Here is a 21,790-nt window from a genome sequence, read left to right on the forward strand (position 1 = left end):
ACCTTAGGCGATAGACAGTCGCAACTCGGTGGCATCAATTCCAAAAAGAGGGGAATTTGTAATGCGGAAACTGGTCATAGGGATGGCGTTGGCTTCTACTGCCCTCGCCACGCCGGCTCTGGCCCGTGACGATTCATGGTACGTCGAAGTAGATGGCGGCGCCATGATTGTCGAAGACCTGAAGTACGATATCGGCACGACGGCTTCGGCTATGTCGGTCGATCATGAGTACGGCTACGATTTCGGTGGCATTGTCGGTTACGACTTTGGCATGTTTCGTCTCGAAGCAGAGGCGAGCTGGCGTGAAGCTGATCCCGACGTTCTGACGTCGACGGTCCGCATTCCTGCCGCTGGCAGCGTTGCCAGCCTGAAGTCGGGCATTGGTCGTTACGACTACGTCGCTGGTGACAGCAACGCGCTCAGCTTCATGCTCAACGGCATGATCGATTTCGGCGAAGATGATGGCCTTCAGGGCTTCATCGGCGGCGGTGTCGGTGTTGCTCGTGTCGGCGCTCAGTACTCGATCAACTCGGCTGGCCCGGGCATCGTGAACGACAGCGACTCCGGCTTTGCATGGCAGGCAATTGCGGGCGTTCGCGCTCCGATTTCCGACCACTGGGACGTTGGCCTCAAGTATCGCTTCTTCAACGTGAACAACGTTGACATGGTTGATACCGATGGTCGCGCACTTTCGACTCGCTGGCGGTCGCACAGCCTTCTTGGCTCGCTGACCTACAACTTCGGTGGTGCGGAAGCTCCGCCGCCTCCACCGCCGCCTCCGCCGCCGCCTCCCCCGCCTCCCCCGCCACCGCCGCCGCCGCCTCCGCCGCCGCCGCCGTGCAACAAGGGTCCGTACATCGTGTTCTTCGACTGGGATAAGTCGGACATCACGCCTGAAGCAGCGTCGATCCTCGACAACGCAATCACGGCTTACGGTAACTGCGGCAGCGCTGCGATCTCGCTTGCTGGCCACGCTGACCGCTCGGGTTCGCCCAAGTACAACGTCGGCCTCTCGCAGCGTCGTAACGAATCGGTCACGGCTTACCTGACCAGCCATGGTGTCCCGGGTGGTGTTGTCACCAGCCAGGCATTTGGTGAAACAGTGAACCGCGTTCCGACCGCTGACGGCGTTCGCGAACTCCAGAACCGTCGCGTTGAGATCAACTACGGTCCGGGTTCGGGCAACTGATCTCAGCCGAAAGGTTGAAAGAATTGAGGGGCCGGAGAAATCCGGCCCCTTTTTCTATGCCTGCTCAAGATTGAAGCTGTGCTGACCCGTTGCCGCGCGGCACCGAGTCACTCGGCGTAGTGGGTACCGTCATAAATACCGGCCTGGTCGAATCCAGCCTTGCGCAGCCGGCAACTGTCACAGGTTCCGCACGCACGCCCATCCGGCGTAGGGTCGTAGCAGGACCAACTGACTGCCACATTTAGACCTAGCCGGTCGGCCTCGGCAGCGATCTCTGCCTTGCCCATGAACTGTAAGGGTGCGTGGATTCGGAAAGGTTCGCCCTCCGCACCGGCCTTGGTCGCCAGATTGGCTAGCTTGGCAAAGCCGTCGATGAACTCCGGTCGGCAATCGGGATAGCCCGAATAGTCGAGCGCATTGACGCCAATGAAGATGTCGCGCGCGCCAAGGGCTTCAGCCCAGGCCAGCGTCAATGACAGGAACACCAGATTGCGCGCCGGAACATAGGTCACCGGTATGTCGTCGGTCAGCCCGCCCTTCGGAACGGCAATATCATCGGTCAGTGCCGAACCGCCGAACTGGCGCAAGTCCAGTTTCAGAATTTCGTGCCGTTCCGCGCCAATCGTGGCGGCAATCTTGCGTGCTGCATCAATCTCGATGCGGTGGCGCTGGTTGTAATCGATGGTCAGGGCATGAACCCTGAACCCGGCTTCCCGCGCTAAGGCAGCGGAAACCATGGAGTCCAGCCCACCCGAAAGAAGTACGACTGCAGCAGGATTGGCGAGCTCTGTATCTGTCATGGCCCGCAGTTACTCACTCCGCAGCGGTCACGCAATCACTGGTCGCAGCTCCCCAATCGCCGCACCTCTGCGGCAAAGTCGAAGGGCAATCCTCCGGCGATACCTTGCGATTCGAGCTGGACCAGCTGGTTGCTCTCCATCCGGATATGCGTCCGGCCGTATCCCCGGCCGCGGCAGGTATACTGCACTGTCACCGAGTCTGGCTTATCTTCGACTACCAGGCGATCGCATGGCTGCTCTGGATGGCGTAGCTGGATCAGGCCCAGACCATTGCGGAGGCAGACGCGTTCAACTGGACGGCGCTCGCCGCGCATCCGAATTTCCCAACGACCCTCAACGAGTTGATCCAGCATTGTCAGTGGCGGGCGCTGTCCAGCCGCTGATGTGATGCCAAGAGTTGTAAGCAGAAGAAGCGCAAGAACCGGCTTGGCAATTTTCGACTTAGGCATGCGATTTCCTACCGGCGCGAATAAGGCTGCGCCTGTTTCAATTCCCACACATATCCTAATTTGAAATTACAACCAAATGTGCGTTGTGATCGACCGAATGATCTCAAATTTCGATGCGAAATAGCTTCGAGCAGAAGGCGCAGTCGACGGTGATACTTCCATCATCCTCACGCATGTCATCGACTTCCACTTGTGGAAAGCGCGAAAGCACGGCGCGGTAGTGATCGATATCGCATCGACAGCCCTTGGTCAGGAGATGGCGCGGCTCGACCCGAATCTCGCCTTCGTCATGGAACAGCCGCCAGACCACCTGCTCGAGTGACAGGCCCCCGTCGATAAGTTCCTCATTGGTCACCGATCCCGCCATGATCGAGACATGTTCCCATTCGGGATGATCCATCCGTACGTGCAGACGCTCGCGTCCCTCCTCGCCATCAGCGAGGTGCTGGACGAGCAGACCCCCAGCAATCGTACCGCTCCGCGAGAACCGCACGCCAATGCGAACCAGCGTCGGAACTTGTTCAGATTGTGCGAAATAGGCCTCGCAGGCCTCGGCGAGGGAATCGCCTTCGAGCGGCACGATTCCCTGGTATCGCTGCCCGGTCTCCCCGATGTCGAAGGTTATGGCGAGGTAGCCCTTGCCGAACAGCGCCGAAAGCGACGGCATGACCTCAAGTGCGGCCAGCCGCTCTGGATCGTGCATCACATAACCGCGCAGTTCACCCGAGCGATAATCACAGACCAGAAGCTGAACGATGCCGTCTTCCGAATGGGCCTGCATGGTGAGCTGGCTACCGTCATCCTTGAGCAGCGAACCCAGCAGCGCAGAAAGTGTCAGGGCCTCCGCCAGCAGTTGCCGGATCGCAACCGGGTAGGAATGCGACGACAATATTTCATCAAGCACAGGACCCAGGCGAACGATGCGCCCGCGGGCATTGCGGTCGGGGATCGTAAACCCGAGGACGCGGTCAAAGCCCGTGTCCTCCACCGGGATGCCGTCCTCGCTCACAGTTTGCCGAACGCCCAGAGGAGGATGCTCTTCTGCGCATGGATCCGGTTTTCCGCTTCGTCCCAGATCACCGATTGCCGGCCATCCAGCACGCTGTCTGTCACTTCTTCCCCGCGGTGCGCAGGAAGACAGTGGAGGAACAGGGCGTCGGGCCGGGCAAGGGCCATCAAGACATCATTAACTTGGTAAGGGGCCATCGCCGCGATGCGAGTCTCCGCGCCAGTTTGCCCCATGGATACCCACGTATCGGTGACGATGACATCGGCGCCTGCGACGGCCTCGCGTGGGTCTCTCGTGACCATAATCGTCGCCCCGCGCCCGCGTGCCTGTTCGATGAAGCCGGCATCGCAATCATAACCCTCCGGCACGCCGATGCGCACTGCGAACTTCATCAGTCCCGCTGCCTCGACGATCGAGTTGAGTACGTTGTTGCCATCGCCAAGCCATGCGACCTGAAGTCCGGGCAGCGCCTTGCCGTGTTCGATCACAGTGAGCAGGTCGGCCACGATCTGGCATGGATGCGACAGGTCCGTCAGGCCGTTGATCACCGGTACAGTGGCATGGGCGGCCATGTCCTCAACCTTGGCGTGGTCGTCGGTGCGGATCATGATCGCGTCGACCATCCGGCTCAGCACGCGCGCGGTATCCGCAATCGTCTCGCCCCGGCCAAGCTGCGTCGACCCGGCATCCATGATGATCGCAGTGCCGCCAAGCTGGCGGATCGCCATGTCAAAGCTGACGCGCGTGCGGGTCGAACTCTTCTCGAAAATCATGGCGAGCGTGCGGCCCGCAAGAGGCGCGTCGGCATCGGCCATGCCCTTGGGCAACGGTACACGTGCTGCCTTGCGGTCAATCGCGTCGTTGATCATCGCAGCAAGGGCATCACCACCCACATCCGCCAGGTTCAGGAAATGCCGAGTGCTCATTTGCCGCTATCCTGGCCATAATCTGCCGCGCCTGCTGACAAACGCTCCATGAATTCCTCGATGTGGCTTTCATCTATGACCAACGGCGGGACAAGACGGAAAGTGCTGTCGCCGCCCGAAACCGTCAGCAACTGGTGGTTATCACGCAGGTGCGCGACGAACCCGCGCGGTTCGACTTTCATCTTTACGCCCAGCATCAGACCCTTGCCGCGGACCTCCTCGAACAGTTCCGGGTAATTGCCGATGAACTGTTCCAGCCGGGCGCGCAGCTTGGCACCCATTGTGCGGACCTGCGCGAGGAACTCCTCATTGCCTACGACGTCAAGCACCGCTTCGCCGGCTGCCATGGCCAGCGGATTGCCGCCATAGGTCGATCCATGCGTGCCAATGACCATGCCGCGCGCCGCCTTTTCCGTGGCCAGGCAGGCACCGAGCGGGAATCCGCCGCCGATGCCCTTGGCACTGGCAAGGATGTCCGGCTCGATTCCGTAATGCTCATGGGCGAAAAACTTGCCGGTGCGCGCGTAGCCGCACTGGACCTCGTCAAGCACCAGCATCAGGTCGTGTTCGTCGGCCAGAGCGCGCAGGCCCTCCATGAATTCGTCTGACGCGGGGCGGATGCCGCCTTCACCCTGGACCGGTTCGACAAGGAAACCAGCAGTGTTGGGGCCAATTGCGGCCTTTGCGGCTTCAAGATCGTCGAATTCAACGTATTTGAACCCGGCAAGCAAGGGGAGGAAGCCCTTGTGCATCTTGTCCTGATTCGACGCACTGATCGTGGCCATCGTCCGCCCGTGGAAGGCGTTCTTGAAGGTGATCAGTTCGTACTTGTGATCATTGCCGACATGGCTGTGATAGGCGCGTGCGGTCTTGATCGCGCATTCCACTGCCTCGGCGCCGGAATTTGTGAAAAACACTGTATCGGCAAAGGTCAGGTCAACGATCCTGCTCGCCAGCGACTCACCCTGCGGGCTGCCGTAAAGGTTCGACACGTGCATCAGCGTTTCCGTCTGACGCTGGATCGCCCCGATCAAACCCTTGTGTGAATGGCCCAGAATGTTGACCGCAATGCCGGCCGCAAAGTCGAGATAGCGCTGTCCGTCTTCGCCGATCAGGTGGCAGTGATCGCCTTTGACAGGCCGGAATGCACAGCGCGGATAGACAGGCATAAGCGGGGTAATCGACATCGAACGTATCCTCTGAATTCAGGAATCGGTTGAACCGGATCGCAAACGACAAATGGCGGCTCCATTAGGAGCCGCCATTGCCACGTGCTTATTCGGTTGCGAGCTACCGGTCAATTTCCGGCAGCGGAACGCCGTCGGTCAGTCCTGACGCGGCGTCAGGTTGACCGCCGAGTACTTGCCTCGTCGATCGACCTCGATGTCGAATTCAAGCCGGTCGCCTTCGTTAAGGCCACGCATGCCCGACCGTTCGACCGCGCTGATATGCACAAATGCATCAGGCTGTCCGTCGTCACGGGTAATGAAGCCGAAGCCCTTCATCGAATTGAAGAACTTGACAGTGCCTGTGGCCTTTTCGCCGGTCAGTTCGCGCTGAGGAGCCTCTTCGCGCTTTTCAACCGCGATGACATCACCGAGAACGACAAGGTCGCTTGCCGAAATCTTGCCGCCGCGATCGACGAGCGTGAATTCAAGTCCCTGACCTTCTGCCAGACCGTCAAGGCCTGCACGTTCAACCGAGCTGATGTGAACGAAGACGTCTTCGCCGCCACCTTCCTGCTGGATGAAGCCGAAGCCCTTTTGCGAGTTGAAGAACTTTACGACGCCCTTGCCCTGGCCAACAACCTGGGCGGGCATGCCGCCGCCTCCACCGCCGCCGCGCGGGCCGCCGAAGCCGCCACCACCGCCGCGCGAGCCGCCGCTGAAGCCGCCGCGATCACCGCCGCCAAAGCCGCCACGACCGCCGCCACCGCCGAAGCGATCACCGCCTCCGCCGCCGCCAAAACGATCACCGCCGCCACCGCCGAAGCGATCACCGCCGCCACCGCCGCCGCCCATGAACGGGTCGAAACTTTCTTCGCCGAAACCGTCCCGCTTGTCGCGCCCCCGGCCGCGACGTCCTCTATCGAAACCCATAAACCTGCAATTACCTTCGCTTCGCCCAGTTGTCGCTGCCCGGGCGGCGTGGACGAAACGCGCCGGGCGACAGGTAGAGCAGCCGCCGTTTTGCGGGCGGCACTCCCCTCTGCAGGGTGGGGCATAGACCAAAATCCGCGCAAGTGCGAATAGATTCAGATTCATCAGGTTTTGTCATTCTCGGCGTGACATTTCTGCACAGAGACGCCTGCCCGCCACGCCTCACTTGAAACGCGCCTGCGTCTTGCCGCATAGCTGCCGACAAAGCCGGTAAGGGATCGGCGCGAAGCTTGAGAGGAAAGCCGGCTATGTTCCGAAAACTCACTGACAGGATCTATGCCAGCCCCCAGATCGGGCTCGAAGAGGTCGCCCGCGCGGCCGAGGAAGGCTTCTCGCTGATCATCAACAACCGTCCCGAGGACGAGAGCCCGGACCAGGTGCCGGGTGAGGTGATTGGCTCGGCAGCAAAGGCAGCGGGGATGGACTATATCGCCATCCCGGTCACCCACGCCGGCTTCAGCGAGCCGCAAGTGCGCGCCATGGCGGACGCGCTTGCCGGCGCTGACAAGATCCTGGCCTACTGCCGTTCGGGTACGCGTTCGACTCTTCTGTGGACCTTGGCAGAGGCCAGCCGCGGGGTAGACCCTGACGAGCTTGCGCAAGCGGCGGAGCAGGCGGGATACGATATCGGTCCTGTGCGCGCGATTGCCGACATGCTGGCCACACGATCGCAGTGACCGCGCAGGTCGTCCAACTCATCGCATCGCTTGCTGCCATATTCGGCCTGGCGTGGCTGGCGAAGCGGATGGGCCTTGGCGGAGACGTGCGGCTGCGCGATGAAGCCGAAGCCCGGGCGCTGGCTCGCGCCGCTTCCTGCGGATTCGAACCTGTCGATATGGTGCTCGACCGCGCAGGCATCGCCGCCCTGCTGCGGGACGAGTACGGGCGGATCATGCTGCTGCGGCGGCACGGCGTCCACTTTGCCGCCCGGCTTCTGACCAGCCATGAAGACGCGCGGCTGGACCGGAATTTCCTCACCATTTCGACCGGCGACCGCAGCTTTGGCGCTGTCACGCTCGACCTTGGCGGGTGCGCGCAGGAATGGGCCGTGGCCCTGCGCCGGTTGGGAGGCGCGACTTGAAACTTGACCCCGTCACTTTGGCTACGCCGTTTTTCATCCTGCTCGTCCTGGCCGAAATGGTCTGGGCAAGGCGGCGCAAGGCTCAGGCCTATGAGCCGCGCGATACGCTCAATTCGCTGCTGATGGGGCTGGGCAGCGTTGTGGCCGGAATGCTTTTCGCTGGAGCGGTCGCTGCCGTCATGCTTGCCGCTTACGATGTGCGGCTGGCGACGATCGGCTGGCAGTGGTGGGCGTGGATCGCCTGCTTTGTGCTCGACGACTTTGCCTATTACTGGATCCACCGCAGCGGTCACCGCGTGCGCTGGTTCTGGGCGAGCCACGTTAATCATCACTCGAGCCAGCACTATAACCTGTCGACCGCGCTGCGGCAGAGCTGGACCAGCGTGATTGCGCTCAATTTCCTGATCCGCGCTCCGATTGCATTCCTGGGTTTCCACCCCGCGATGATCGCCGCCGTTGCTGGCGTGAACCTCATTTATCAGTTCTGGATTCACACCGAGGTGATCCGCCGAATGCCGCGCTGGTTCGAAGCCGTGATGAACACGCCCAGCCACCACCGCGTGCATCACGCGACCAATCCCCAATATCTCGATCGGAATTATGCCGGCGTGTTTATCGTCTGGGACCGGATGTTCGGCACTTTCCAGCGCGAGCATGATGACCTGCGGATCCACTATGGCATCGTCAAACAGCTCGGCAGCTTCAACCTGCTGTGGACCGCCTTTCACGAATGGATCGGCATGGCGCGCGATGTCTGGAAGGCGCCGTGGCGGCACAAGCTCTCCTACATCTGGCGCGTCCCCGGATGGAGCCATGATGACAGCCGCGACACGAGCGACATGATCCGCAAGCGTTGGCTGGCGCGCCAATCGGACTGATCCTCTCCCTGCTACGAAAAAAAAGGGGTCCGAGCGGCTGGCTCGGACCCGTTTAAGTTTGCGTTCGCAGGAGGAACGTCTGGAGGCGGAACCGGGAGGAGGAGAGGAGGAGGAGCTCCCGATCCCGCCAAGCTTTGGACGAGTGCTTACATGTTGTAGGCGCGCTCGCCGTGTTCGTTGAGGTCAAGGCCTTCACGCTCGGCATCCTCTGAGGGACGCAGGCCGAAGATCTTGTCGATGGCGAAGAACAGGACCGCCGAGACACCGCCCGACCATAGCAGGGTCAGACCGACTGCCTTGATCTGGGTGATGAGCTGGGCTGCCATGTCATATTCACCGGGAACGGCAGGGAACTTGGTGTAGTCGAAGAAGCCCTGGCCGCCGAGCGCCGGGTCGGCAACGATCGCCGTGCCGAGCGCGCCGACGATGCCGCCGATGCAGTGCACGCCGAAGACGTCGAGGGTATCGTCGTACTTCAGCTTGTTCTTCACCGTGCTGACGAAGAGGTAGCAGATCGGCGAAACCACGAGGCCCAGCGCAATCGCGGTCATCGGCGCAGCGAAGCCCGAAGCCGGAGTGATCGCGACGAGACCGGCAACTGCACCCGTGGCAGCACCCAGCATCGAAGGCTTGCCGTGGTGTGCCTGTTCGACAAGCGACCAGGAGAGCGCGGCAGCAGCCGTGGCGACGAAGGTGTTGATGAAGGCGACCGCGGTGACGCCGTTGACTTCAAGGTTGGAGCCGGCGTTGAAGCCGAACCAGCCCACCCACAGCAGCGAGGCGCCGATCATGGTCATGGTCAGCGAGTGCGGCGGAGTAGCTTCCTTGCCGAAGCCCAGACGCTTACCGATCATGAGGCAGCCGACGAGACCAGCGATACCGGCGTTGATGTGAACCACGGTGCCGCCGGCGAAGTCGAGAGCGCCCATGCCCCAGAGCAGGCCAGCATCCTGAGAAATCAAGCTTCCGTCAGCAGCCGTCTTGACCGTATCGATCAGGAAGTCCGGGCCAGCCCAGTACCATACCATGTGCGCGATCGGGAAATAGGCGAAGGTAAGCCACAGGACTGTGAACAGCATCAGCGGCCAGAACTTCACGCGTTCGGCAAATGCACCGACGATCAGCGCCGGCGTGATGCAGGCGAAAGTCATCTGGAAAATAACGAAAGCGAATTCAGGTAGATAGACGTTGTTCGAGAAGGTCGCGGCATAAGTCGAAGCCGATACGCCCTTGAGGAACGCCTTGTCGAACCCGCCGACCAGCGTGGGCCACGGCGTGTTGGTCGAGGTGAAGGCCATGGTGTAGCCCCAGCCTACCCAGACCAGCGCGGCGATACTGACGATCATGAAGACCTGCATCAGCACCGAAAGCATGTTCTTGCTGCGCACCAGACCGCCGTAGAACAGCGCCAGTGCGGGAATGCTCATCATCAGGACGAGCACGGAAGAAACCAGCATCCAGCTTGTGTCGCCCTTGTCGACCATGCCGGCCATCTGCTCGACCGTGGGGGCCTTGATCGGCCCGTCTTGTGCGAAGGCGGCGGTGGCAGTGAGCATCGAGGCTCCTGCCATTCCGACGCCGGAAATCAGTTTGCGGATCATACTATATCCCTCCTGTTAGCGTCAGAGCGCCGTGTCGCCGGCCTCGCCAGTGCGGATACGCACGGCCTGGGCCAGGTCGAGGACGAAGATCTTGCCGTCGCCGATGGCGGACGTGCTGGCGACCTGCTGGATGGTTTCAACCACTTGCGGGGCCAGATCGTCGCTTGCGGCGATTTCGATCTTCACCTTCGGAAGCATGTTGGTCGAATACTCGGCGCCGCGATAAATCTCGGTCTGCCCTTTTTGCCGTCCAAATCCCTTGACCTCGGAAACGGTCATACCGGCGATGCCGATCGCGCCGAGGGCCTCACGGACCTCGTCGAGCTTGAACGGCTTGATGATGGCGATGATGAACTTCATCGGTAACCCCCGTAAGCCTGCCGGACCCTTTCCGGCTCATCGACATGAGCAAGGGGTGTGCCAGAATCCGATTCTGGCGGCATTTCATCCGTTTGGGTGAAACGTGCTCTCAGCAATTGTCCCGAGTTGCGCCCGATTCGCGGGCATGTGCCCAAAAATTAGGCAGATAACTCGGCAAAAACCGGAAGGTGGTCCGAGGCGAGGGCGGACAAGGCGCTGTGGTGAACGCCCTTGGCGATGCAGTTCAATTGCGACGAAACCACGATCCGGTCGAGCGCTGCGACCGGCTGGCGCGAGGGAAAGCTGTTGCCCGGAACCAGTTGGGTCCAGTCGCCATTAAATTCGCGCATGGCACCGCGCGCGTGCGACCACTGGTTGAAATCCCCCATCAGCACTGCCGGACCCTTGCGTCCGCAGCGCGCAAGGTGATCGAGCACGGCGCGTAATTGGTGCCGGCGGCGCAGGCCGGAGAGATCAAGGTGCATGCCCGCCACCAGCAGCGGCTTTCCCGCCACCAGCAGTTCGGCGAAGACCGCGCCGCGTGGTTCCAGCATCGGCAGGGCCACCGGCTCGGCATGGACAACTTCGATGCCGCGCCGAACAAGCAGGGCATTGCCATGCCAGCCGATGGAATCGGTGCGCGTGCGAAGTGGCACCGCGCGCCAGGGAGAATGGTCGTCGATCGCCTGCCGGGGCAGCACGCTGGCACGGTCGCCAAAGCGCCGGTCCGCTTCCTGCAGGGCGATGACGTCGGCATCGATCTCGCGAAGGACTGCAAGGATGCGATCGGGATCGCAGCGCCGATCAAGGCCGACCGCCTTGTGAATGTTGTAGCTGGCGACCTTTAGACGCATCGGTGGTTCAATCGGATCAGTTTCGGCCTCAGGCGCATGCGCGAAAGTATGTGGTGATGAGCTGGCCTGATTTCACCGCGTCCGTCTCGACAACGCGGCCAGCAAGACTAAGTGTCGGGTTTGCCATCCACTGGTGGCTAGCCGAAGCGGCGCAGCTTGGATAGACCTGCTGCCTGACCATCAGCAGGAGCATCGCGTGCAGCAAGCACCGCCGGAAGCCAAGTCCCATTCGCCAAACGCCGTGCTCGGCATGTTGCTCGTGGTCTATACGTTCAATTTCCTCGACCGGCAGATCCTCGCTATCCTGGCCAAGCCGGTGCAGACCGAATTGGGCCTCAGCGATACCCAGATGGGCGTGCTTGGCGGTCTGGCCTTCGCGTTGCTGTTCACCACAATGGCGATCCCTTTCGGCGTGCTGGCTGATCGCATGGGCCGGGCGAAAGTCATCGGCTGGAGCCTTGCCGTGTGGAGCGGGTTCACCGCGCTGTGCGGCGTCGCGACCGGATTCTGGCAGCTGTTCTTCTTCCGCCTTGGCGTCGGCGTCGGCGAAGCGGGCGGCGTTGCTCCCAGCTACGCGATCATTGCTGACCGCTTTCCGCCGGACAAGCGGGGGCGGGCGCTGGCCACATATTCGCTGGGCATTCCGCTGGGGCAAGCCATTGGTGCGTTGTTCGGTTCGATCATTGCTGCTGCAGTCGACTGGCGTCTGGCCTTCATCGTTCTTGGCCTCGCCGGGCTATTGGTTGTCCTGCCGTTCCGCAAAGTGGTCAAAGATCAGCCGATCCCGGCCGAATACGTCTCGGTCCCGGTGATGACGACCTTCCGCCGGCTGGCGAAACTGCCGGCGTTCTGGCTGCTGTCACTTGGTGCTGCGACCGGTTCGCTGTGCGCCTATGGCATGGCGTTCTGGGTGCCGACCCTGCTGCAGCGTACCTACGGCCTGACGCTGGTGGAAGCTGGACGGTTCCTTGCGGCCCAACTCCTGCTGGCCGGGTGCATAGGCATGTACGCAGGTGGTTTCTTCGCCGATCGCGTCGGCACGAAGGACCGCGCTGGCTACGCCCGGATTGCCGCCTACGCCTATATCCTCTGCTTTCCCACGATCTTCCTTGCCTTCAGCAGTACGAGTATCTTGGCGTTGTTCCTGCTGTTGCTGCTCCCATCGGGGCTGGTCTACATCTGGCTCGGCCCGGTCACGACCGCCATCCAGCATCTCGTCCCCGCGAACGAGCGCGCGACGGCTTCGGCCTGCTATCTATTCATCAACAACGGCATTGGCCTCAGTTTCGGCTCGATCGTCATCGGCGCGTTGTCGGATCGGCTGGCGCCAGATTTCGGCGCTGATTCGCTGCGCGTGGCGATCATCTCTGTCACGTCACTGTACCTACTAGCCGCCCTATTCATGCTGATTGGCGCGCCGCGATTGCGGAAGGCCTGGATCGACTAGAGAGATATACTAGGCGCGCGCATCTTCGCGGAGCATCGCCGCGCCCTTTTCAGCGATCATCATCACCGGCGCATTGGTATTGCCCGAGGTGATTGTCGGCATGACCGAGGCATCGATCACGCGCAGGCGCTCAACACCCTCCACGCGCAGGCGCGCATCGACGACGCTACCCATGGCTGCCGTGCCGACCGGGTGGAAGATCGTCGTGCCGATCAGGCCGGCCGCTTCGATCAGCTGTGCATCGTCGGCATATTGCGGACCGGGGCGCATTTCCTCAGGGTGGTAGCGCGCGAGTGCAGGTTGGCTGACGATCTGGCGGGTTATGGCGATCGAGCGCGCGGCAACGCGGCGGTCTTCCTCGGCGGACAGGTAATTCGGCCGGATGGCGGGATGATCGTCCGCCCGCGCGCTGCGGATCAATGACGTGCCCCGGCTCTCGGGGCGCAGGTTGCAGACTGAGGCGGTGAAAGCGGGCCACGGATCGAGGTTGCCGCCGAACGCTTCCAGGCTAAGCGGCTGGACGTGATATTCCAGGTTGGCGCTTGCCTGCCGCTCATCGCTTTTGACGAACATTCCGAGCTGACTGGGCGCCATCGCCATTGGCCCGCTGCGGCGCAGGACATATTCAAAACCGATCAGCGCTTTGCCAAGCAGGTTCCCCGCGCGCTGATTGAGCGTCGACACGCCTGACACCTTCCACGCGCAGCGCAGTTGCAGGTGGTCCTGCAGGTTCGCGCCCACCGCCGGTGCGTTGACCTGCACCGCGATGCCCAATTCGCCAAGTCGCGCCGCATCGCCGATGCCCGATCGTTCAAGAATTGCCGGCGACCCGATCGCGCCTGACGACAGCAGGACCTCTCCATCGGCGCGCGCAATCCGCTCCCGACCGCCGATTGAATAGGCTATGCCCACCGCTTGCCCGTCAACTATCACCACCCGGTCAACCAGCGCGCCCGTCACAACTTTCAGGTTTGGCCGATTGCGTACCGGGCGCAGGAAAGCGTCCGCCGCACTCCATCGCCAGCCAGCGCGCTGGGTGACCTGAAACAGGCTGGACCCTTCGTTATCGCCGCGATTGAAATCGTCGGTGCGCGGCAGGCCCCATTCCTCGGCGGCCGACTGGAAGGCGTCGAGAATATCCCAGCGCAGGCGCTGCTTCTCAACCCGGATCTCGCCTCCCGCGCCGTGTAAATCGCCTGGCCCGTCGAAGTGGTCCTCGGCCTTGCGGAACAGCGGCAGGACATCGTCCCAGCCCCAGCCATTGAGGCCCAGCTGCCGCCAGTGGTCATAGTCACGCGCCTGCCCGCGCATGTAGATCATGCCGTTGATCGATGAGCACCCACCCAGCACCTTGCCGCGCGGATACTTCAGCGCGCGGCCGTTCAGACCCGCCTCGGCCTCGGTCGACATGCACCAGTCGGTGCGCGGATTGCCGATGCAGTAGAGGTAGCCGACCGGCACCTTAACCCAGACATAATTGTCGCGCCCGCCGGCCTCGAGCAGCAGCACACGGTTGCGCGGATCAGCCGAGAGGCGGTTTGCCAGCACGCAGCCGGCGCTGCCGGCGCCGGCGATGATATAGTCGAAGCGCTCTTCGCTCATGCGACCCCATCCCAGATCAGCTTTGCTCCCAGCAGCACCATCAACCCATAGACGATGGTATAGAACCGGTGCGAATTCAGCCGGCGCAGGATGCGCAGGGTGATCAACGTGCTCACTACGGCGAGCGGCATCAGCAGCACAGCCGCCATGAACGTCTGCCGGTTGAGCGTGCCCAGCATGACATAGCTGGGCACTTTCATCAGGTTCATCAGGGCAAAGAGCACGGCATTGGTGCCCATATAGGTAATGTGCGGCAAGCGGCGCGGCGTCACCCACATCTGGAACGGTGGCCCGCCGGCATGGGCGATCTGGCTGGTGACCCCGGCAGCGACGCCGAACAGTGTGCCGACCCAGCCGGGCGAATTGGATGCCGCCACAATGCGCCCGCCCCGTTCCACCCAAAGGCGAAGCACTCCGAAGGCCAGTGTGATTATGCCGAGCAGCAAGAGCAGCCAACGCTCGTCAACCGATGCGGAAAAGCCGGTGGCCAAAGCAATCCCGACGACAGCCCCGGGGAGCATCCAGCCGACGATCCAGCGGTTCCAGTCATGCCGGAATGACCAGACGCTCACTGCGTCCTGGACGATGATCACCGGGAGCAGGACGGCCGCCGCAACTGCCGGCGACAAGGCCAGCGCGAGGATCGGCGTGCCGAGCGCGCCAATGCCGCTCAGCCCGCCCTTGGCCGCGCCGATGACGATGACGGCAAGGCAGGCCAGCGCCAGAGTATAGGGATCGGCAAGTAGCGACATGGCTTTCGCGCCAAGCACGAATGCCGTCCGCATGCAAGTTGGCCCATCGAACTCGGCCTGTCCTACAGACCCGTGTGTGTGAGAGGGTCGCGCGGGACGAGACCAGCATTCACCACGGAGAATTTCATGAACACTGTCGGCAAAGCCTGCCACCGCCTGGGATCGATTTCCGAGCGTTTTGAAAGTGGCGGACGCGGACCGGGCACTGTCTCTGGCGGGCAGGGCGATCCCGGCGGCGTATCCTATGGCACGTACCAGCTTGCCAGTCGCACTGGCACGGCAGCCGCGTTTCTGCGCGGCGAGGGTGCGCGATGGGCAGCCCTGCTTTGCGATGCGCCCGGCACACCCGGCTTTTCCGCTGTCTGGAAAGACATCGCGCTGCGAGAGGCGGAAGCCTTCGCCTTGGCCCAGCATGCTTTTATCGAGCGAACGCATTACCGGCCGGTGATCAAGGCGGTCGCAGCGGGGCTTGGCTATGATCTCGACCAGCGCCACGCGGCAGTGTGCGATGCTGTGTGGTCGGCAGCGGTGCAACACGGCGGCGCGGCGGGCCTGACCAAGACGGCGGTAAGCGACGCCGACGGCAAGTCCGCCCGGTCGACGACGGCGCATGACCGTGCTTTTGTCGAGGCGCTCTATCGGCGGCGGACCGACTATGTCCGCGCGATTGCTGCCCGCTCTGCTCCCGCTGTCCGGCGCACGCTGACCACGGTCGCCGATCGCCGCTATCCTCAGGAACTTGCCGCCGCTCTGGCCTTGTTCGATTATGGCGATTAGGAAATAGGGCGCATTATCAATCGCAAAGGGGGAATACCATGAATCCGCGCGCAATGGTCCAGACCATGATTACTTTGGCATCGGCTTCCTTGGGGCTGGTCGCGGCGCTGGCATGGAACGAGGCGATCAAGGCCACGCTGGCGAAGCTGGGTCTCGGCGATGACCTAACTGGCCTCTACACCTATGCCATCCTCGCCACGGTCATCGCGATTGGCGTGCTCACCATGCTGGGGCGCATCGCATCCCGCATTGGCGGACAGGCCGCGTTCGAGCGCGAGGCCGAGGGCTGATCCTTGCCGGTCTGAAAGAACCTGGTGCGTGACAGTTTTCTGCGCGCCAGGGTCCTGCGCCAATCAAGGTGCTTGATGCGGCGGGCGAAGTGTCGTTTGCTTCGGCCTGAGCCATTTCCGATTCCCGAAAGGAACCCGATGCGTCATTTCCTCGCCGCCGGCGCGAGCCTGCTGTTCCTTCTTGCCGGTCCTTCGGCGGCAGGCCCAACTGCAGCAGGAACGCCTGAACAGGTCGCCGATGCGGCGCTGAAAGCCGCGCCGGTGTGGGACGGTCACAACGATGTGCCTGAGCAATTGCGCGACCGGCGCAAGAACATGCTTGCCGGGTTCGATTTCAATGACACAACCGGGACAGCGGAGCCGGACAAGAGCGTCATTGCCATGCAGACCGACCTCGCCCGCATCCGCAAGGGCAAGCTGGGCGCGCAGTTCTGGTCAGTCTATGTCTCGGCGAATCTGACTGACCAGCATGCCGTGCAGGCGACGCTCGAACAGATCGACACGGTGAAACGGCTGGTCGCGCTGTACCCGAAGGACCTGCAGTTCTGCGTCGATAGCGCCTGCGTGACCGCGGCGCGGAAGGCTGGCAGGATTGCCTCGCTGGTCGGTATGGAGGGCGGTCATTCGATTGGCGGTAGCCTTGCGGTGCTGCGCCAGATGCATGCGCTTGGCGCGCGTTACATGACCCTGACCCATTTCAAGAACACTGCCTGGGCCGATGCGGCGACCGACGATCCAAAGCACGATGGCTTGACCCCCTTCGGCGAGGACGTGGTCAAGGAGATGCAGCGGCTGGGGATGCTGGTCGACCTGAGCCATGTCAGCGAAGCCACCATGATGGATGCCTACCGAGTGGCAAAGGCGCCGGTGATCTTCAGCCATTCGAACGCCCGTGCGCTCAACAGCCATCCGCGTAACGTCTCGGATGCGGCATTGCAGGGACTCAAGGCAAATGGTGGCGTGCTGATGATCAACTTCTACCCCGCCTATGTCGTAGGCGAAACGCGTGCCTGGAGTGTTCGCCGCGCCGGTGAGAAGGCGCGGATCGATGCCGGCCACATCGGGGACTCCCTCGGCGCCAAGGCCGAACTTGCGGCTTGGGAAAAGACCAATCCCGCACCCAATGGCAGCATCACCGATGTCGCCAACCAGATCGATTATGTCGCGAAGCTCATCGGCACCGACCATGTTGGGCTGGGTGGCGATCTCGATGGTATCGACACTACGGTTAAGGGGATGGAGGACGTATCGACCTATCCCGCGCTGTTTGTCGAACTGGCGCGTCGGGGGTGGTCGCAGGCTGACCTCGAAAAGGTGTCGAGCCGGAACATCATGCGCGTACTGAAAGCGGCTGAGGCCTATTCCTTCTCTCGCCGAGCCGATCCGCCGATCGAGAACCCGACGGCTTTCTAGTGCGCGTCGATGCGGCCGAGCATGCGGAAAAAGAACGCGGTCGACCAGCCGAGCAGGAACACGCCAAGGATCGATTCAAACGCGCCTAGCAGCCGCCATGCGTCGCTGATGTGCGCGTCGTTATAGCCCACGGTCGAATAGGAAATGGTAGAGAAATAGAGCGCGTTCTCATGCCCCGAAACCGCGCCGGTCACCAGGTAGACGCCGGCAAAGGCCCAGATCTCGATGCCGTGCAGCGCCAGCATCGATACGACGGCGATGAGGGTGAAAACCGCTCCGCGCCGGCTAAGCGGGTCGATATTGCGCAAGCGTTCGATCGACGCTTCGGTACGGATGGCCTTGCTCAGGCTGAACAGCCCAATGCCGTGAATCGCGACGCACAGCAGGACCATGACCGAAGAGACGATAAACTGGACAAGCAATTGCGGCATCGCTGCCCTTTGCCCGCAAGCAGGCATCGAATCCAGCATTTCCCTCCTGCCCGAGATTAGGTCCGAGATTCAGGCCGAGTTTTAGGGTGTCGGGCTTGGAGTGGGCGACGCCTGATTAGAGATGCCGTCCTGGCGGTGATCCTGCGGGGCGTTGAGCGCGCCGGTGATCCACATGGCACTCAAGATGATAATCGCAAGGAACAGGCTGATGACCAGGATGTTCCGCGCGTGATTACCCCGGTTGCCCGCTTTGGCCTCCGTCTCGGTGACGTGAATTTCTTCGCCTTCGCGTTCCATGTTCGCTTCCTCGTGAATTGCTCACAAGTCAACGAACGGGGGCTCGCCCGGTTCCCAGTTCAATCGCGCAGCAGCTCGTTGATGCCGGTCTTGGACCGCGTCTGGGCATCGACCGTCTTGACGATAACCGCGCAGTAAAGCGACGGTCCGGGCGTGCCATCGGCCAACGGCTTGCCGGGGAGGGCGCCGGGGACGACGACGCTGTAGGGCGGCACTTTGCCGATATGGACTTCACCGGTCGCGCGGTCGACGATCTTGGTCGAAGCGCCGATGAACACGCCCATCGAAATCACAGCTCCGGTGCCGACGATCACCCCTTCGGCCACTTCGGACCGCGCCCCGATAAAGCAATTGTCCTCGATGATGACCGGGCCAGCCTGCAGCGGTTCAAGCACGCCGCCGATGCCGGTGCCGCCCGAGATGTGGACGTTCTTGCCGATCTGGGCGCAGGAGCCAACGGTAGCCCAGGTATCGATCATCGTGCCTTCACCCACGTGTGCGCCAAGGTTGACGAAGCTCGGCATCAGCACGACGCCCTTGGCGATGAAGGCGCTGCGCCGCACGATTGCGCCGGGCACCACGCGCACACCGGATTCGCGGAATTTGGCATCGTCCCAACCGGCGAACTTCAAAGGCACCTTGTCGAACGCAGGAGCGCCAGCAGCGCCGTATTCCATCACGCCATTATCGTTCAGGCGGAAGCTGAGCAGGACAGCCTTTTTGAGCCACTGGTTGACCTTCCAGCCGCCCTCACCGTCAGGCTCAGCCACGCGCGCCGCGCCGCTGTCGAGCAAGTCGAGCGCCTGATCAACGATGGCACGCACGTCGGCGGAGGCCGGGGTCACGGTGTCGCGCGCTTCGAAAGCGGCTTCGATCTGGGCGGCAAGGTCGGTCATCTGGCAATATCCCGCTGATTATCGGTTCGCGCCGCGCCTATCGTTCCAACGCCATTCTTGCAAGCATTCCGGCACAAACCGGATGGTCAACTGTTCACCCTTCCGTCATTCTAATCGGCTTAGGGGATTGGCATGGTCGCAAGAATCGGAGCGTCCGCCGGACGCAGGGACATTGGTCGGTCAAAGCGCGCTGCCGCAGCGATCGCCTTCACGTTGCTGCTTGACGCTTGCGGAGGTGGCAGTTCGGGCGGACCGATCAGCACGCCGCCGGTCAGCCCGCCGCCCGCGCCCACACCGACACCAACCCCTACGCCTTCGCCAACACCGGCAGCCGCTTTCGACACAGCGGAATATCGGCGCTCTGACGGACCATCTTTCCACAATGTCATTCCCGCCTGGCAACTGGGCGCGACCGGCGCTGGCGTAACGCTCGCCATCATCGATTCGGGGATTGACACGACTAACCCGGAATTCGCCGGACGTATTTCTGCGGCTTCGGCAGATGTCGCCGGGAGCCGCGGGGTGAGCAACGCGGATTCCAGCCACGGCACGCAGGTTGCGCTGACTGCGGCGGCGGCGCGCAACAACACTGGCATCGTCGGTATTGCCTACGACGCGACAATCCAGGCCCTGCGCGCCGATTCCCCCGGCTCCTGCGCCACGCCGAAGGTGGGCGATTCGGGCGGCTGCACCTTTTTCGATTCGGCGATCACCCTCGGGGTCGACCGGGCAATCAGCGCCGGGGCCAAGGTCATCAACATTTCGCTCGGTGGGTCGCCGCCGAACACCGCTTTACGCGCGGCCATTGCCCGCGCCGCCAATGCCGGGGTGGTGGTCGTCGTCTCCGCCGGTAACGATGGCGTATCGAGCACGACCAATCCGGACACACTTGCCGTCGGCATCCGGCAGGCAGGCAACGGCAATGTCATCATCGCCGGATCGGTCGATGAAAACCGCCAGATCTCGACCTTCTCGAACCACGCCGGGACCGAAGCACAGTCGTACCTGATGGCGCTGGGTGACCGCGTCTGCTGCGTTTATGAAAACGGCGCGATCAAGATCACCACCAATGACAGCGGCCAGCAATTCGTCACCGTCGTGTCGGGAACCAGCTTCGCCGCGCCGCAGATTTCCGGCGCCGTGGCGCTGCTGCGGCAATATTTCCCCACACTGACCGCTGCGCAAACGGTCGACCTCCTGCTGCGCACGGCAAACGATGCCGGCGCGGCGGGGACCGACGACGTTTATGGCCGCGGTATCATGAACATCGGCGCGGCTTTCGCTCCGCAAGGCGCCACGACGCTGGCCGATAGCTCGAATGCGGTGGTGCCGATCGGCGAAACGAGCGTCTCGGGCTCGCCGGCGATGGGCGATGCGGGTAATGGCCAGTACCTGCCGGCGACTCTGCTCGATAGCTATGGCCGCGCCTATACCGTGAACCTCGGCGCAACGATGCGCGCGGCGCAGGTTGCGCCAAAGCTGGGCGGGGCGCTGCTGGGCGGAAGCCGCGCCGTGGATAGCGGCGCGGGCCCGTTGAGCATGGCCTTCTCGGTCGCCGATCCGCTGCGGTCCGGGCGCTCGATGGGCTGGAGCGGCCAACTGCGCCTTTCCCCCCGCGATGCCGAGGCGGCCCGCGTGCTGGCCGCGCGTGTCGTCGCTCGGCTTTCGCCGCGCAGCACCATGGCCTTTGCCTATGCGCAAGGCGTGGACGGTGTCGTCGCACAGCTTCAGGGCCAGTCGCGCCCGGCCTTCTTGGTCAGTGGCGACCCATCGGGCGATTTCGGCTTCTACCGCACTGGTCTCACCGCAATGGCGCTGCGACGGCAGATCGGCGCAACCGGCGTCACGGTCATGGCGGAGAACGGCAAGGTGCTGACCGGTTCGCCGATCACATTTGCCAATAGCCTGCTGACCCCGCGCCTCACCGATCCCTTCTTCCGCTTCGGCGCCTCGCTCGATCGCCGGGTGGGTCCGATCGAGGCCACGCTCGGCGCAAGCTGGCTGCGCGAGGATCGCACGGTGCTTGGCGCACGGCTCCATCCGGGGCTGGCAGGCAAGGGCGGCGCGGACAGCCTCTTCGTCGACATGGGAGCGGCGTGGCAGCCAAGCGAAAGCTGGCGGCTCGGCGGAACCCTGCGGCGCGGCTGGACGGCGGCAAACTTGAGCGGAACCGTGGCCGCCGGATCAAAGCTCGCAAGCTCCGGCTGGGCGCTCGATGCCAGCCGGATGAACCTGTTCCAGCCGGGCGACAGTCTGTCGCTGCGTCTCTCGCAGCCGCTGCGCGTCAATTCGGGCGGTCTCACCCTGCGTCTCCCCGGCGTCTACGATTATGCCACGCTGGCCGCGACCAGTGCCATCCGCCAGCTTGATCTCAGCCCGAGCGGGCGCGAACTGATGCGCGAACTGGCGTGGAACGGGCGCCTTGCCGGTGGATCGCTCACCGCCAGCGCGTTCTGGCGCAGCGAGCCGATGCACTATTCGCAGGCACCCGATGATTACGGCGTTGGCGTGAGCTGGGCGACCCGGTTCTGACCTTCTGACCCTTGCCCCCCAGTGGCTGCTCGTTCAAACCACCGCGC

At 62.8% G+C, this 21,790-nt stretch carries 23 protein-coding genes; 9 read left to right on the forward strand and 14 right to left on the reverse strand.

Annotated features, from left to right (window positions below; translation table 11 throughout):
• Positions 1-61 precede the first annotated feature (61 nt).
• Positions 62-1,189, forward strand: coding sequence for an OmpA family protein (locus RMO89_RS15265; RefSeq protein WP_310534173.1), 1,128 nt, complete (start codon positions 62-64; stop codon positions 1,187-1,189).
• 107 nt (positions 1,190-1,296) lie between these two features.
• On the opposite strand, the gene queC is transcribed toward RMO89_RS15265, so the two are convergent.
• The 6 genes from queC to RMO89_RS15295 form a co-directional block, all read right to left on the reverse strand.
• Positions 1,297-1,989, reverse strand: a complete 693-nt coding sequence (queC, locus tag RMO89_RS15270; protein ID WP_310534175.1) for a 7-cyano-7-deazaguanine synthase QueC — start codon at positions 1,987-1,989, stop codon at positions 1,297-1,299.
• A gap of 35 nt (positions 1,990-2,024) precedes the next feature.
• Positions 2,025-2,438 (reverse strand): hypothetical protein, encoded by a 414-nt coding sequence (locus RMO89_RS15275; RefSeq protein WP_310534177.1) that lies wholly within the window; start codon positions 2,436-2,438, stop codon positions 2,025-2,027.
• 103 nt (positions 2,439-2,541) lie between these two features.
• Positions 2,542-3,447 (reverse strand): Hsp33 family molecular chaperone HslO, encoded by a 906-nt coding sequence (locus RMO89_RS15280; RefSeq protein ID WP_310534179.1) that lies wholly within the window; start codon positions 3,445-3,447, stop codon positions 2,542-2,544.
• A complete protein-coding gene (gene argF / locus RMO89_RS15285; protein ID WP_310534180.1) occupies positions 3,444-4,373 on the reverse strand; it encodes an ornithine carbamoyltransferase in 930 nt (309 codons plus the stop codon). Before argF ends, RMO89_RS15280 begins: the two co-directional genes overlap by 4 nt.
• Complete coding sequence (locus tag RMO89_RS15290) at positions 4,370-5,560, reverse strand: aspartate aminotransferase family protein (protein ID WP_310534182.1); 1,191 nt, start codon at positions 5,558-5,560, stop codon at positions 4,370-4,372. Before RMO89_RS15290 ends, argF begins: the two co-directional genes overlap by 4 nt.
• Positions 5,561-5,698: 138 nt before the next feature.
• Complete coding sequence (locus RMO89_RS15295; RefSeq protein WP_310534183.1) at positions 5,699-6,472, reverse strand: cold-shock protein; 774 nt, start codon at positions 6,470-6,472, stop codon at positions 5,699-5,701.
• Between the two features lie 308 nt (positions 6,473-6,780).
• Between RMO89_RS15295 and RMO89_RS15300 the strand changes: the two genes are divergently transcribed.
• From RMO89_RS15300 to RMO89_RS15310, 3 genes are read left to right on the forward strand one after another with little or no spacing between them, the layout of a single operon-like run.
• Entirely contained in the window at positions 6,781-7,209 is a 429-nt protein-coding gene (locus RMO89_RS15300; RefSeq protein WP_310534184.1) for a TIGR01244 family sulfur transferase, read from the forward strand.
• Positions 7,206-7,613 carry a hypothetical protein gene (locus tag RMO89_RS15305; protein ID WP_310534185.1) on the forward strand — a complete coding sequence of 136 codons (408 nt, stop codon included), beginning with the start codon at positions 7,206-7,208 and terminating at the stop codon, positions 7,611-7,613. Before RMO89_RS15300 ends, RMO89_RS15305 begins: the two co-directional genes overlap by 4 nt.
• A 56-nt stretch (positions 7,614-7,669) precedes the next feature.
• Positions 7,670-8,491 (forward strand): sterol desaturase family protein, encoded by an 822-nt coding sequence (locus RMO89_RS15310; protein ID WP_409035563.1) that lies wholly within the window; start codon positions 7,670-7,672, stop codon positions 8,489-8,491.
• A gap of 146 nt (positions 8,492-8,637) precedes the next feature.
• On the opposite strand, the gene RMO89_RS15315 is transcribed toward RMO89_RS15310, so the two are convergent.
• From RMO89_RS15315 to RMO89_RS15325, 3 genes are all read right to left on the reverse strand, one after another.
• Positions 8,638-10,092 carry an ammonium transporter gene (locus RMO89_RS15315; protein WP_310534187.1) on the reverse strand — a complete coding sequence of 485 codons (1,455 nt, stop codon included), beginning with the start codon at positions 10,090-10,092 and terminating at the stop codon, positions 8,638-8,640.
• 21 nt (positions 10,093-10,113) lie between these two features.
• Positions 10,114-10,452, reverse strand: a complete 339-nt coding sequence (locus tag RMO89_RS15320) for a P-II family nitrogen regulator (RefSeq protein ID WP_264414026.1) — start codon at positions 10,450-10,452, stop codon at positions 10,114-10,116.
• Positions 10,453-10,610: 158 nt separating this feature from the next.
• Positions 10,611-11,306 carry an endonuclease/exonuclease/phosphatase family protein gene (locus RMO89_RS15325; protein ID WP_310534188.1) on the reverse strand — a complete coding sequence of 232 codons (696 nt, stop codon included), beginning with the start codon at positions 11,304-11,306 and terminating at the stop codon, positions 10,611-10,613.
• A 250-nt stretch (positions 11,307-11,556) separates the two neighbouring features.
• Between RMO89_RS15325 and RMO89_RS15330 the strand changes: the two genes are divergently transcribed.
• Positions 11,557-12,753, forward strand: a complete 1,197-nt coding sequence (locus tag RMO89_RS15330) for an MFS transporter (RefSeq protein ID WP_310534224.1) — start codon at positions 11,557-11,559, stop codon at positions 12,751-12,753.
• Between the two features lie 9 nt (positions 12,754-12,762).
• Here RMO89_RS15330 and RMO89_RS15335 read toward each other — a convergent pair whose 3' ends face one another.
• Both RMO89_RS15335 and RMO89_RS15340 read right to left on the reverse strand, forming a co-directional pair.
• The gene (locus RMO89_RS15335; protein WP_310534189.1) at positions 12,763-14,355 is read right to left on the reverse strand and encodes a GMC family oxidoreductase N-terminal domain-containing protein; all 1,593 of its coding nucleotides are present in this window, start codon (positions 14,353-14,355) and stop codon (positions 12,763-12,765) included.
• Positions 14,352-15,107 (reverse strand): sulfite exporter TauE/SafE family protein, encoded by a 756-nt coding sequence (locus RMO89_RS15340; protein ID WP_310534226.1) that lies wholly within the window; start codon positions 15,105-15,107, stop codon positions 14,352-14,354. Before RMO89_RS15340 ends, RMO89_RS15335 begins: the two co-directional genes overlap by 4 nt.
• Positions 15,108-15,233: 126 nt before the next feature.
• Between RMO89_RS15340 and RMO89_RS15345 the strand changes: the two genes are divergently transcribed.
• The 3 genes from RMO89_RS15345 (at position 15,234) to RMO89_RS15355 (ending at position 17,587) form a co-directional block, all read left to right on the forward strand.
• Positions 15,234-15,884, forward strand: a complete 651-nt coding sequence (locus tag RMO89_RS15345; RefSeq protein ID WP_310534190.1) for a hypothetical protein — start codon at positions 15,234-15,236, stop codon at positions 15,882-15,884.
• Between the two features lie 38 nt (positions 15,885-15,922).
• Entirely contained in the window at positions 15,923-16,174 is a 252-nt protein-coding gene (locus tag RMO89_RS15350) for a DUF5654 family protein (RefSeq protein ID WP_310534191.1), read from the forward strand.
• A gap of 138 nt (positions 16,175-16,312) precedes the next feature.
• Positions 16,313-17,587 (forward strand): dipeptidase, encoded by a 1,275-nt coding sequence (locus tag RMO89_RS15355; RefSeq protein WP_310534193.1) that lies wholly within the window; start codon positions 16,313-16,315, stop codon positions 17,585-17,587.
• On the opposite strand, the gene RMO89_RS15360 is transcribed toward RMO89_RS15355, so the two are convergent.
• From RMO89_RS15360 to dapD, 3 genes are all read right to left on the reverse strand, one after another.
• Complete coding sequence (locus RMO89_RS15360; protein ID WP_310534194.1) at positions 17,584-18,018, reverse strand: ion channel; 435 nt, start codon at positions 18,016-18,018, stop codon at positions 17,584-17,586. The two genes, RMO89_RS15355 and RMO89_RS15360, sit on opposite strands and share 4 nt — an antisense overlap.
• A gap of 81 nt (positions 18,019-18,099) precedes the next feature.
• Positions 18,100-18,315, reverse strand: a complete 216-nt coding sequence (locus tag RMO89_RS15365; RefSeq protein ID WP_310534196.1) for a hypothetical protein — start codon at positions 18,313-18,315, stop codon at positions 18,100-18,102.
• 59 nt (positions 18,316-18,374) lie between these two features.
• Entirely contained in the window at positions 18,375-19,211 is an 837-nt protein-coding gene (gene dapD, locus RMO89_RS15370) for a 2,3,4,5-tetrahydropyridine-2,6-dicarboxylate N-succinyltransferase (RefSeq protein ID WP_310534197.1), read from the reverse strand.
• Between the two features lie 132 nt (positions 19,212-19,343).
• Between dapD and RMO89_RS15375 the strand changes: the two genes are divergently transcribed.
• A complete protein-coding gene (locus tag RMO89_RS15375; RefSeq protein WP_310534198.1) occupies positions 19,344-21,743 on the forward strand; it encodes a S8 family peptidase in 2,400 nt (799 codons plus the stop codon).
• Positions 21,744-21,790 lie beyond the last annotated feature (47 nt).

Source organism: Novosphingobium sp. (genome assembly GCF_031424035.1).
In the GTDB taxonomy this organism is placed as follows: domain Bacteria; phylum Pseudomonadota; class Alphaproteobacteria; order Sphingomonadales; family Sphingomonadaceae; genus Novosphingobium.

What these genes read in the sequence shown, in the direction of transcription:
- RMO89_RS15265 (WP_310534173.1), top strand. Translation starts at nt 62, where the DNA reads ATGCGGAAACTGGTCATAGGGATGGCGTTGGCTTCTACTGCCCTCGCC.
- RMO89_RS15295 (WP_310534183.1), bottom strand. Translation starts at nt 6,472, where the DNA reads ATGGGTTTCGATAGAGGACGTCGCGGCCGGGGGCGCGACAAGCGGGAC.
- RMO89_RS15300 (WP_310534184.1), top strand. Translation starts at nt 6,781, where the DNA reads ATGTTCCGAAAACTCACTGACAGGATCTATGCCAGCCCCCAGATCGGG.
- RMO89_RS15320 (WP_264414026.1), bottom strand. Translation starts at nt 10,452, where the DNA reads ATGAAGTTCATCATCGCCATCATCAAGCCGTTCAAGCTCGACGAGGTC.
- RMO89_RS15315 (WP_310534187.1), bottom strand. Translation starts at nt 10,092, where the DNA reads ATGATCCGCAAACTGATTTCCGGCGTCGGAATGGCAGGAGCCTCGATG.
- RMO89_RS15275 (WP_310534177.1), bottom strand. Translation starts at nt 2,438, where the DNA reads ATGCCTAAGTCGAAAATTGCCAAGCCGGTTCTTGCGCTTCTTCTGCTT.
- RMO89_RS15335 (WP_310534189.1), bottom strand. Translation starts at nt 14,355, where the DNA reads ATGAGCGAAGAGCGCTTCGACTATATCATCGCCGGCGCCGGCAGCGCC.
- RMO89_RS15355 (WP_310534193.1), top strand. Translation starts at nt 16,313, where the DNA reads ATGCGTCATTTCCTCGCCGCCGGCGCGAGCCTGCTGTTCCTTCTTGCC.
- RMO89_RS15340 (WP_310534226.1), bottom strand. Translation starts at nt 15,107, where the DNA reads ATGTCGCTACTTGCCGATCCCTATACTCTGGCGCTGGCCTGCCTTGCC.
- RMO89_RS15330 (WP_310534224.1), top strand. Translation starts at nt 11,557, where the DNA reads ATGTTGCTCGTGGTCTATACGTTCAATTTCCTCGACCGGCAGATCCTC.
- RMO89_RS15365 (WP_310534196.1), bottom strand. Translation starts at nt 18,315, where the DNA reads ATGGAACGCGAAGGCGAAGAAATTCACGTCACCGAGACGGAGGCCAAA.
- argF (WP_310534180.1), bottom strand. Translation starts at nt 4,373, where the DNA reads ATGAGCACTCGGCATTTCCTGAACCTGGCGGATGTGGGTGGTGATGCC.
- RMO89_RS15375 (WP_310534198.1), top strand. Translation starts at nt 19,344, where the DNA reads ATGGTCGCAAGAATCGGAGCGTCCGCCGGACGCAGGGACATTGGTCGG.
- RMO89_RS15310 (WP_409035563.1), top strand. Translation starts at nt 7,670, where the DNA reads ATGGTCTGGGCAAGGCGGCGCAAGGCTCAGGCCTATGAGCCGCGCGAT.
- RMO89_RS15290 (WP_310534182.1), bottom strand. Translation starts at nt 5,560, where the DNA reads ATGTCGATTACCCCGCTTATGCCTGTCTATCCGCGCTGTGCATTCCGG.
- dapD (WP_310534197.1), bottom strand. Translation starts at nt 19,211, where the DNA reads ATGACCGACCTTGCCGCCCAGATCGAAGCCGCTTTCGAAGCGCGCGAC.
- RMO89_RS15350 (WP_310534191.1), top strand. Translation starts at nt 15,923, where the DNA reads ATGAATCCGCGCGCAATGGTCCAGACCATGATTACTTTGGCATCGGCT.
- RMO89_RS15360 (WP_310534194.1), bottom strand. Translation starts at nt 18,018, where the DNA reads ATGCCGCAATTGCTTGTCCAGTTTATCGTCTCTTCGGTCATGGTCCTG.
- RMO89_RS15325 (WP_310534188.1), bottom strand. Translation starts at nt 11,306, where the DNA reads ATGCGTCTAAAGGTCGCCAGCTACAACATTCACAAGGCGGTCGGCCTT.
- queC (WP_310534175.1), bottom strand. Translation starts at nt 1,989, where the DNA reads ATGACAGATACAGAGCTCGCCAATCCTGCTGCAGTCGTACTTCTTTCG.
- RMO89_RS15345 (WP_310534190.1), top strand. Translation starts at nt 15,234, where the DNA reads ATGAACACTGTCGGCAAAGCCTGCCACCGCCTGGGATCGATTTCCGAG.